Raw genomic sequence first — 2713 nt, 5'->3', positions numbered from 1 at the left:
GGCTCTTCTCGCCATGAAACGGGCAGCACGCCCAATAGTCGCCGCGCGGCGCGTTGGTTTTCTTCCTGTCCCACGCAACGCGCTGGCCGATCACCGATGAAATCGGCACGCGGTCGCGTATCTCGTCGAGGAAGGCGGGTGGAAAGCGCATCGGGGAACTCGTTTCCCGATTATATAATCATACCCGCGAAATCCGACGACCCTTAATGCGGGCCATACCCGGTTTCCACAGGCAAAAGAGGCGGCCGTTGCGGGCCGCCTCTTTCCAATATCCGCCTGGGGAGCGATCAGTGCGCGGCAAGCGCGCCGAAAATGACGCCGGAGAGCACACCGACCAACACATAGTCGTTGCCGACGCGGATCCATTCCTGGCCGCGGCCGGGACGATGCAGGCCGTAGCGGCCGTAGTCGCGGATCGGCTGGTGCTGTCTCCAGCCTGAATATTTGTGGCCGTTGCGCCAGTTGTTGCGCTTTACGATGACCTTCTTATGGATGACGCGCTTCTGGATGAAGCGCTTCTTGACATCCCTGTTGGTGGGCTTTTGCCAGTCGACCTGGCTGTAGTTCGACTGCGGAGCGTTCGGTGCGTTCAGCGGTGCGGCTTGGCCGGTGAGCGACGTAGCGGCCAGCATCGAGAAAGCGAGTGCGGAAAGGACAATGCGTTTCAAGAGAAGTCTCCTTGGTTGTCGATGCCAGAGGAATAGCGGGCCACCGATGAACCGAAACTGAACGCCTGCATTACAATTGCGTAATGAATTCCTTGATTTACCCGATAGAGCTGAACATAATCGCAAAGGTCAGGAGTCTGTCGCGCTGCTAACTCGGCCTATCCGTTGCTTCGCGTCCGCCCCGCAATGCAACCATTTGCGCGTCCGTCCATTTTCCGACACCGCCCGTCGCGCTGCAACGGCCCTTGAAATCGACAAGATTTTATTATCCGGCTAAAATATTCGAGCTATTATAAGCCACCGCCATGAACATGATTCGTACCCTCGTTTTCCCTTCTGATCGCCACGCCAAACAGGACGCGCATCCGGTTTGCATGCGGGGGACGAAATGAGCGGGTCCGTCGTCCTTCTGCATCTGGCCGGCGCCGTGGCGCTGATGCTGTTTGCCACCCGCATGGTGAAGACCGGCGTCGAACGCGCCTATGGCGACGTGCTGCGCCATCGCCTGCGCGCCACCATGCGCAATCCGATCATGGCGGTGCTGGCCGGCACCGGCCTTGCCATCGCCCTGCAAAGCTCCACCGCCGTCACGCTGCTGGTCGGCTCCTTCGCCGGCTCTGGCATCGTCTCGGGCGCCGCGGGCCAATTGGCAGTGCGCGGCGCCGAGATCGGCTCTGCGCTGGTGGTCAAGCTGCTGACCTTCGACCTCACCTTGCTGGTGCCGCTGTGCCTGATCACCGGCACGGTCATGTTCATGGCCACCGAGCGGCGCGACTGGCGCCAGACCGGCCGCATTCTGGTCGGCATCGGCCTTTTGATCCTGTCGCTGGAGATGATCGGACAGGCGTCTGAGCCGCTGCGCAACAGCCAGCTCATGCCGGTCATCATCAACTACTTCTCGACCGATTCCATCACCGCCTATCTGCTGGCGGCGCTGATCACCTGGCTGTTCCAGTCGAGCATCGCGGCGGTGCTGTTGATGGCGACGCTGGCGGGCCGCGGCCTGATCACGCCTGAACTCGGCGTCGTTCTTATCCTCGGCGTCAATCTCGGCTCCTCGATCATCGCGCCGATGCTGACCCGCTCGTCGAGCCCCGAGGTGCGCGTCGTGCCGATCGGCAACCTCCTGATGCGCGGGCTTGGTTCGCTTGTCATGCTGATCCTGGTCATGATCTTCAGGCCGCACTTCGCCTTTCTCGGTTCGACGGCGGCGGACCAGATCGTCAATGCCCACATCCTGTTCAATGTGCTGATCCTGCTCGCCGGCCTGCCGCTGGCAGGGTTTGTCTACCGCGCTTCGGAGAAGATCGTCGCACTTGGCATCAAGCCCGTGCCGGCCGCCTCGCTTGACGTCGTCGAGCTGTCCGCGCTCAACGAAAGCGCGCTCGACGTGCCGAGCCAGGCGCTTGCCAATGCCACCCGCGAGGTGGTGCGGGTCTGCGAGACGATCGAGATCATGCTCAAGCGCATCATCGAACTCTATGAAAGCGCCGACGCCGACAAGATTAAAGCGCTGGCCGCACTCGACGACCGCGTCGACCGCAAGCACGCCGCGATCAAGCTCTACCTCGCCAAGTTGACCAGGAACGCGCTGACCGAGGACGAGGCGCTGCGCTGCCAGGAGCTGATCGGCGCCTGCGTCAAGCTGGAGCAGGTCGGCGACATCATCGTGCGCAACATGCTGGTGCATGTGAAAAAGAAGTTCGAGCGCGGACTGGAATTCACCGACGAGGGCTGGGCCGAGCTGTGCGCCTTCCATAGCTCGGTGCTGGCCAATGCGCGGCTTGCCTTCAACGTTCTGGTGTCGCGCGATCCCGAGACCGCCCGCCAGTTGGTGCTGGAAAAAGACCGGCTTCGCGACCGCGAAAAAGAAACCAGCGCCAGCCATTTCGTGCGCCTGCGCGACGGCACTGCCAAGAGCGTCGAGACCAGCTCGATCCATCTCGACACCATCCGCGACCTGAAGCAGATCAATTCGCTGCTGGCCTCGATGGCCTATCCGGTGCTCGAAGAGCGCGGTCTGCTGACTGGATCCAGGTCTGTCT

3 protein-coding genes are annotated in these 2713 nt (G+C 61.8%); 1 reads left to right on the top strand and 2 read right to left on the bottom strand.

Annotation, left to right across the window (positions count from 1 at the left end; genetic code table 11):
- Together EN964_RS31130 and EN964_RS31125 are read right to left on the bottom strand one after the other, a co-directional pair.
- Nucleotides 1-151 (bottom strand): CHC2 zinc finger domain-containing protein (locus EN964_RS31130; protein WP_164776125.1); only part of this gene is annotated, 151 nt, incomplete at its 3' end.
- Between the two features lie 136 nt (nucleotides 152-287).
- Nucleotides 288-668, bottom strand: a complete 381-nt coding sequence (locus tag EN964_RS31125) for an RcnB family protein (protein WP_127270906.1) — start codon at nucleotides 666-668, stop codon at nucleotides 288-290.
- Nucleotides 669-1056: 388 nt separating this feature from the next.
- Here EN964_RS31125 and EN964_RS31120 point away from each other — a divergent pair.
- Nucleotides 1057-2713, top strand: a 1657-nt coding sequence (locus EN964_RS31120) for a Na/Pi cotransporter family protein (RefSeq protein WP_164776124.1), incomplete at its 3' end; no start/stop codon positions are given.

Source organism: Mesorhizobium sp. M7A.F.Ca.CA.001.10.2.1, from assembly GCF_003998575.1.
Taxonomy (GTDB): Bacteria; Pseudomonadota; Alphaproteobacteria; order Rhizobiales; family Rhizobiaceae; genus Mesorhizobium.
This window is presented reverse-complemented; position numbering and strand designations above follow the sequence as displayed.